This window comes from Embleya sp. NPDC005575 (assembly GCF_040605455.1).
Classification (GTDB): domain Bacteria; phylum Actinomycetota; class Actinomycetes; order Streptomycetales; family Streptomycetaceae; genus Embleya.
In genome coordinates this window covers 1-6,470 of record NZ_JBEXCV010000272.1, presented here as the reverse complement: position 1 = coordinate 6,470, position 6,470 = coordinate 1, and the positions used below count along the sequence as shown (strand labels likewise).

The window sequence follows — 6,470 nt, the reverse complement described above, 5'->3', positions numbered from 1 at the left end:
GGCCTACCCGCGCCGGTGAGGCGTGGATTCGGGAATCCGGCCCCGGGGTGGCTGGGACCGGGGTGACTGTGGTTACGTGTGGGGCGACGGGCCGGGAAGCCGCCCGTGGCGATCGGGCCCCAGCGGTCGATGCGGATGCGGATCAGCGACTTGTCCTGCCTGCGCATCGCCTCCCGGTACTCGTCCCAGTCGGGGTGCTCACCCGAGATGCACCGGAAGTACTCGACGAGCGGCTCCAGCGCCTCCGGCATGTCCAACACCTCGGCCCGGCCGTCCACCTGCACGTACGGTCCGTTCCACTCCTCGGAGACGACGCACATGGACACCCGTTCGTCCCGACGGGCGTTCCGGGCCTTGGCCCGATCCGGGTACGTGGACACGACGATCCGGCCCGCCTCGTCCACGCCGCAGGACACGGGCGACATCTGCGGACGCCCGTCGGCGCGGGTCGTGGCGAGCAGCCCGCGATGGCGCGGGCGGAGGAAGGCGAGGAGTTCGTCGAGATCGGGGAGGCGTGCGGTCGCGATGGCCATGGGGTCTGCCCTTCGAAGTGGCTCGGGATGCGTTCCTTGAGGGTGCCCCAACCCTAGGCATCACGGCCCGAGTCATCCCGGCCGCAACACACCCACCCGGTCGGCCTCGCCCCGACGCGGCGGCTACAGACATCGCCCGCCCGCCGCGCTACGGTGCCGGAACCCGTGACCGGGCCGCGCCAAAGCCCGGTCGGGGCCGGGCCCCGAAGCCCGAAGCTCGACACCACAATCGCAGTCGCAGTGGCAGTTGCTTGCAGTCGCAGTCGGGGAGGCACGCGTGGGCATGTTCGCGGACGGACGGCCGGTGGCCGAGGTGCTGGCGGAGTTGACGGCCATGCACGCCGGAGACGAACCCGGGCGGGGGCGGCCCGGAGTGGCCAATACGTTCGACTCCGGCGCGGCCTCCGTCGAAGCGGTCGCCGTGCGGGCGTTCGAGCTGTATCTGCACGTGAACGGGCTGTATCCGACGTCCTTCCCGAGCGTCGCGACCCTGGAGCACCAGGTTGTCGCAGCCGTCGGCGAGATGCTGCACGCCCCCGCGGGCGCCGCCGGCAGCTGGACCAGCGGCGGTACCGAAAGCTGCCTGCTGGCGGCCAAGGCGGCCCGCGACGCCCGGCCCGAAGTGGTGCGCCCACAAATCGTGTTCGCCCGCTCGGCGCACGCCGCGTGGGCCAAGGCGGCGAAGTACTTCGGCCTCGACCCGGTGATCGTGGACATCGACCCGGTCCACATGACCGCCGACGTCGCCGCGATCGAGCGCGCGATCACCGACGACACCGTCCTGGTGGTCGCCTCGGCACCCTCCTACGGACACGGCGTCGTGGACGCGATACCCGAGATCGCCGCGATCTGCGCGCGCCGCGATGTGCGCTGCCACGTGGGCGCGTGCATCGGCGGCTGGGTGCTGCCGTTCGCCGAACAGCTCGGACACGTCGTGCCGTCCTGGGACTTCAGGGTGCCGGGAGTGGACTCGATCTCGGTGGACCTCCACAAGTATGGATACGCGCCCAAGGGTTGCTCGATCGTGCTGTACCGCACCGCCGCGCTGCGCCGGACGCAATACTTCGTCGCCTCCGACTGGACCGGCTATCCGGTCGTCAATTCGACGATGCAGAGCTCGAAGTCCGGCGGCCTGATCGCCGCCGCGTGGGCGGTGCTGCGTCACCTGGGCGCCGACGGCTACCGCGACCTGGTCACTCGTACGCTGGCCGCTACCGCCGATCTGGTCGACGGGATCGCGGAGATCGAGGGGCTGCGCGTGCTCGGCGCGCCTGCGGCGAGTCTGGTCGCGGTAACCACGGACGGCGTGGACTTCTTCGCCTTCCTGGACGAATTGGAGCGCCTGGGATGGGCCGTTCAACCCCAGCTGTCCCAGCCCGGCATTTCGCCGACGATCCACCTCACGATGACCGCAACGCACGGCCCGCACGTACCCGAACTGCTCACCGCACTGCGGTCGGCGGTACGCGCGGCCGGCGACCGCGACCCGCTGCCCACTCCCGAACAACTGCTCGTGGTCGACGAGCTCACCGCCCTCGCCGACTCCGAGGCGGGCGTGACCGCCGATGCGCTGACCGAACTCATGCTCAAGGCGGGTCTGTTGACCGACGGCCGACTGGCATCGGTGCACGCGCTCCTGGATCACCTCCCGTCACACCTGCGGGAGGCGGCGCTCCTCGCCTTCTTCGAGGGCCTCAACCCGCCGCTGTGACACCGACGGGCGCGGCATGCTCCCGATGCGGCCGGTACGGCCCGTGCCGCCGGTGACTCGGTGCGTTCTGCGCCCGCCGGCCCGGCGTCCGAGCCGATTCGCCACGCTTCGCCACCCGCGACGGGTCGGCACCGTTCTACCGCCGAGACCTGGGCTCCTACTAGCGTTCCCCGTACGACAGGAGCCGACACCGGTCGGTGGGCCACCTCGGCCCGGGCCGGCGAAGCGGGACGGGTGAACTCCCCGTGCCTCCCCCGGATCGCTCGTGTCGACCGACGTGCCGATCACCTCGGACATCCCGCGCCTGGGACGCATCCATGACCCGTCAAGGAGCCTCACCATGCCCGTGAACGCCGCCCTTCTCGACGAGATCGTCGATCAGACCGCCCGACTCGTCTCCCTCGATATCTCCCGGGTCGACCCGGACGACACGTTCGCGGAGCTCGGTGTGGACGCGACCCTCGCGATCGAGTTCGCGGACGTGCTCGGCGAGAGGTACGGCATCGCCGTCGAGCCGAAGGTAATCCTGGAACATGCCACCCCGAGCGGTCTGGCCGAGTTCGTCGCCCAGGCCCGGGCCGGCCGCCGCAGCGGATGACCGGCGCGGCGATCTCCAACGCGTCACGGAACGCGATCACGTCATCGCCCCACCGCTCCGCCTGCTCGCGGACGTATCAGCGGTCGACCTTTCCGCCTTCCGCTCGGCTCGCCCGGCTCAGTGCGCCGTCGACCTCGATCAGCCAATCCAGGTCTCCGTCCGGGTCGGGGCAGACCTGCAGGCGGGTCAGGATGCGGCGCCAGGTGCCGTCCTTTCCCCACACCGTGTACCGGTGGTAGACGGTTTGCCAGGGCCCGAACCATTCCGGCAACTCCCGCCAAGAGCAGCTGTATTCGTGCTTCCAGGCGACCGCGTCGATCATCGCGCGGTGGTCGATCCACCGGCCGCCGCGCTGCGGTGCGCGGTCCGGCAACAGCGGTTCCACCATCGTCCACTGACTGTTCGTCAACCCACCCCAACGGCCCACACACCTCCAACGACGCATCGCGCGATCCGACACGGCTCCCGGCATCCGACCGCACGGCGCGCGTCGTTCGTCCGGTCCGCCGGAGTGCGGCGCAGCGCGCGTCCCGACCGCCTTCAGCCGAGTCCGACCTCGAACTCGGCCTCGTACGAGGCTGATTCACCCCCTCGATCGGATGCGCGTTCGAGCGTGTCATGGGGCGGATGCGCCCGGCTCGTACACCCGTACGCCCTGTCCGACCCGCCGGCCCGAAGGGCAGCATGTGCGGTCGTCAGGCAACCACCCGGGACCGAAACGGAACGTGGTCACATTGGAACCGACGCCATCGCGAGTCACGATTCTCCGCACCCCGCCGCACCCGCCCGTGTCGGCCGACCGGACTGCGCACAATCCCCCACGGGAGGTCCGATGAGGTTCCGTCGACGGGCGTCCGCCCGGCGGACGACTCCGGTTTCCGAGTCCGAACAGCTGCTGTTCGGTGGCGCGTTGCGCTATGACATGTCCTTCACCGAGCATGAACAGCCGCTGCTGCGAGTCTCGTTCTGGGCGATGGCGCGGCAACTGCCGTCCATGGTCGCGGTGGTCACGCGCGCCGCCTGGACGGTGGATCGGGCTGCGGTGCTCGCGCTGCTCGTGGCCGAGATCGGCCAGGGGCTCGCGGCCGGTTTGGGGCTGCTTGCCACCAATCGTGCGCTGGTGGCGCTGTTCGCCGACGTGCCGACCACCGACCGGCTGCGCGACGCCGCGCCCGCCCTGCTGTTCATCATGTTCGTCACCGCCGTGTCCGCGCTGCTCGCGGCGGTCTCGGTGGGTGCGACCAGCCGGCTCGAACCGCAGGTCGAACGGGTCTGTACGGCGCGCTACTACCGGCTCGCCGCCCGGGTGGAACTCCAGGCGTTCGAGGAGGCGGGCTTCCATCGCACCCTGGACGCGGGTCGGTTCGGCACCGACTCGGTGCGGCGGATGATCGGCGCCTCGGTCGCGGTGATCAACGCGCTGGTCGGACTGGTCGCCACCGGCAGCGTGTTGACCCTGTTGAATCCGATCCTGTTGCCGTTGTTGTTCCTGGTCGCGGCACCGAAGGGCTGGGGCGCGGTACGGTCCGCGCGTCGCCAACACGAATCCGCGCACGCGTGGCTCGAACACCGACGTGCGATCGAAATCCTCGGGCGCAGCCTGATCGATCCGGCGCCCGCCGCCGAGGTGCGGGCACACCGTGCGGGTCGGCTGGTGCTGAACGCGTTCGAGGACATGTCCTCGACGATGGAGGCCGAGCACCGGCGACTCGCACATGCCAAGGGCCTGACCCAGGCGACCGCGTCCGCGCTGTCCGGGGTCGGTGCACTGCTGGTGTATGCGGCGTTGTGGCTGCTGCTCACCGAGGGCGGCATGCCGCTCGCCGCGGGCGGTACCGCGGTGATCGCGATCCGTACCTGTACCAGCGGCCTCACCGCACTGGTCATGCAGGTCAACCGGTTGTACGAGGAATCCCTGTATCTGCGCGATCTGGAGGATGCCTGCGTCGAGTCCGAGCGGCGTGCCATCCCGACCGGCGGACTGCCGCTGCCGCATGTGGTGGACGAGGTGCGGCTCGACCGCGTCTCGTACCGCTATCCCGGCAACGACACGCCGGCGCTGGAGCGGGTGAGCCTGCGCATCCCGGCGGGCAAGGTGGTCGCGTTGGTCGGCGAGAACGGCTCGGGCAAGACCACGCTGTCCAAGCTGGTCGCCGGTCTGCTGCTGCCCAGCGAGGGCACACTGAGCTGGGGCGGTGTCGACGTGCGCGAGGCCGATCGGGACCGGATCTTCGACCGGGTGGCGGTGCTCGGCCAGGACTTCCCTCGGTGGGCGATGACCGCGCGTGCGAACGTCTTCATCGGCCGTCCCGACCGGCCGCTCGACCAGGCCCGGGTGGAGGGGGCGGTCGCCCGGGCCGATGCGAGCGAGCTGGTCGGCGCGTTGCCGCACGGCTGGGACACCCTGATCGTCAAGGGCTACCAACGTGGTTCGCAGATCTCCGGCGGGCAGTGGCAGAAGATCGGCAACGCTCGGACCCGGTACCGCGGTGCGCCGTTCGTGATCGTCGACGAGCCGACCTCCGCGCTGGATCCGGAGGCGGAGATCGCCGCGTTCGCCGCGCTGCGGTCGATGACCGAGGACGGGACGACGGTACTGCTGATCACCCATCGGCTGGCCGCGACCGCCACCGCCGACCTCATCTACGTGCTGGAGGACGGACGATTGATCGAACAGGGCGACCACGACGGCCTGATGGCGCTCGACGCCGGTCGGTATCGGGCGATGTACACGGCCCAGGCGGCGCAGTACGGCATCCGGTCCGAGCCGACCGCATCGCCCATCCCGCATGCGCGCACGGCACAGGCGGAGAGCTGACACCGACCGGCCGGGTCGACCTCGCTCGGCACCCGGATGACTCGGCGATCGGCCTCGCACCGGCGTGTGCGGCGCGCGAGCGGCGCGCGTTCCGACTAGAGTCACCGGCGGATTTGTTCTGATTGAGGGCTTTCGTCGAAGGGCCGTGGCCCGAGCCTATTCGCCGGTCCGGGTCGCCGGCGGCTGCCGCCGGTCGGACCGCGTCGGGACCGATCACGACGAAGGGTGACGCGATGCACAGGCAGGACATCGGACCTCGAATGTTCGGGAACCGGCTCGGCTACAACCGGGCCGTGTCGGTGACGGATCCGCAACGGTGGCTGGTGTTGGCCGGACACGAGTCCCGGGGTCCCGACGGCGCGATCGTGCACGTGCGCGATCTGCGTGGACAGATCGAGACCACCTTCGACCGGCTCGCCGAGACCCTGGCCGAGGCCGGCTTCACCTTTGCGCACGTGGTGCAACTGCGCTATTTCGCGGTCGACGTCGCGGATGTCACCCGCCACTTCGATGTGATCACCGCCCGCCTGGAACAGGAGGGCTGCCGCCCGGCGAGCGTCCTGATCGGTGTCACCGCGCTTTCCGACCCGAACATGCTGATCGAGATCGAGGGCCTCGCGGTCCGGTGACAAGGGCGTACTGCCGGCCGGCCGTCGATGACGGACACCCGAACCCGGGCGCCGGCGTCCCACGAACCGCGGAATCCGCCCGGAACCGGCTCGCCGGCGAGCCGGCGGAACCCCTCTTGGATCCGGCCGGTCGGAGCTGATCGAGGTCCGCCGGCCCAACGGGGCGCCGGACCGGCGCGAG

At 70.5% G+C, this 6,470-nt stretch carries 5 protein-coding genes and 1 pseudogene; 4 read left to right on the top strand and 2 right to left on the bottom strand.

Annotated elements, in window-relative coordinates; genetic code table 11:
• Positions 1 to 89: 89 nt before the first annotated feature.
• A pseudogene (locus ABZS54_RS41560) lies at positions 90 to 533 on the bottom strand (PPOX class F420-dependent oxidoreductase); the annotation flags it as partial.
• 283 nt (positions 534 to 816) lie between these two features.
• Between ABZS54_RS41560 and ABZS54_RS41555 the strand changes: the two are divergent.
• Together ABZS54_RS41555 and ABZS54_RS41550 are read left to right on the top strand one after the other, a co-directional pair.
• The gene (locus ABZS54_RS41555; RefSeq protein WP_355548205.1) at positions 817 to 2,244 is read left to right on the top strand and encodes an aspartate aminotransferase family protein; all 1,428 of its coding nucleotides are present in this window, start codon (positions 817 to 819) and stop codon (positions 2,242 to 2,244) included.
• Between the two features lie 340 nt (positions 2,245 to 2,584).
• The gene (locus ABZS54_RS41550; protein WP_355548203.1) at positions 2,585 to 2,842 is read left to right on the top strand and encodes an acyl carrier protein; all 258 of its coding nucleotides are present in this window, start codon (positions 2,585 to 2,587) and stop codon (positions 2,840 to 2,842) included.
• 76 nt (positions 2,843 to 2,918) lie between these two features.
• On the opposite strand, the gene ABZS54_RS41545 is transcribed toward ABZS54_RS41550, so the two are convergent.
• A complete protein-coding gene (locus ABZS54_RS41545) occupies positions 2,919 to 3,251 on the bottom strand; it encodes a transposase (RefSeq protein WP_355548201.1) in 333 nt (110 codons plus the stop codon).
• A 423-nt stretch (positions 3,252 to 3,674) separates the two neighbouring features.
• Between ABZS54_RS41545 and ABZS54_RS41540 the strand changes: the two genes are divergently transcribed.
• Positions 3,675 to 5,660, top strand: a complete 1,986-nt coding sequence (locus tag ABZS54_RS41540; protein WP_355548198.1) for an ABC transporter ATP-binding protein — start codon at positions 3,675 to 3,677, stop codon at positions 5,658 to 5,660.
• A gap of 233 nt (positions 5,661 to 5,893) precedes the next feature.
• On the top strand, positions 5,894 to 6,289 hold the full coding sequence (locus ABZS54_RS41535; protein ID WP_355548195.1) for a Rid family hydrolase: 396 nt from the start codon (positions 5,894 to 5,896) through the stop codon (positions 6,287 to 6,289).
• Positions 6,290 to 6,470: the final 181 nt, after the last annotated feature.

What these genes read in the sequence shown, in the direction of transcription:
- ABZS54_RS41555 (WP_355548205.1), top strand. Translation starts at nt 817, where the DNA reads ATGTTCGCGGACGGACGGCCGGTGGCCGAGGTGCTGGCGGAGTTGACG.
- ABZS54_RS41550 (WP_355548203.1), top strand. Translation starts at nt 2,585, where the DNA reads ATGCCCGTGAACGCCGCCCTTCTCGACGAGATCGTCGATCAGACCGCC.
- ABZS54_RS41540 (WP_355548198.1), top strand. Translation starts at nt 3,675, where the DNA reads ATGAGGTTCCGTCGACGGGCGTCCGCCCGGCGGACGACTCCGGTTTCC.
- ABZS54_RS41535 (WP_355548195.1), top strand. Translation starts at nt 5,894, where the DNA reads ATGCACAGGCAGGACATCGGACCTCGAATGTTCGGGAACCGGCTCGGC.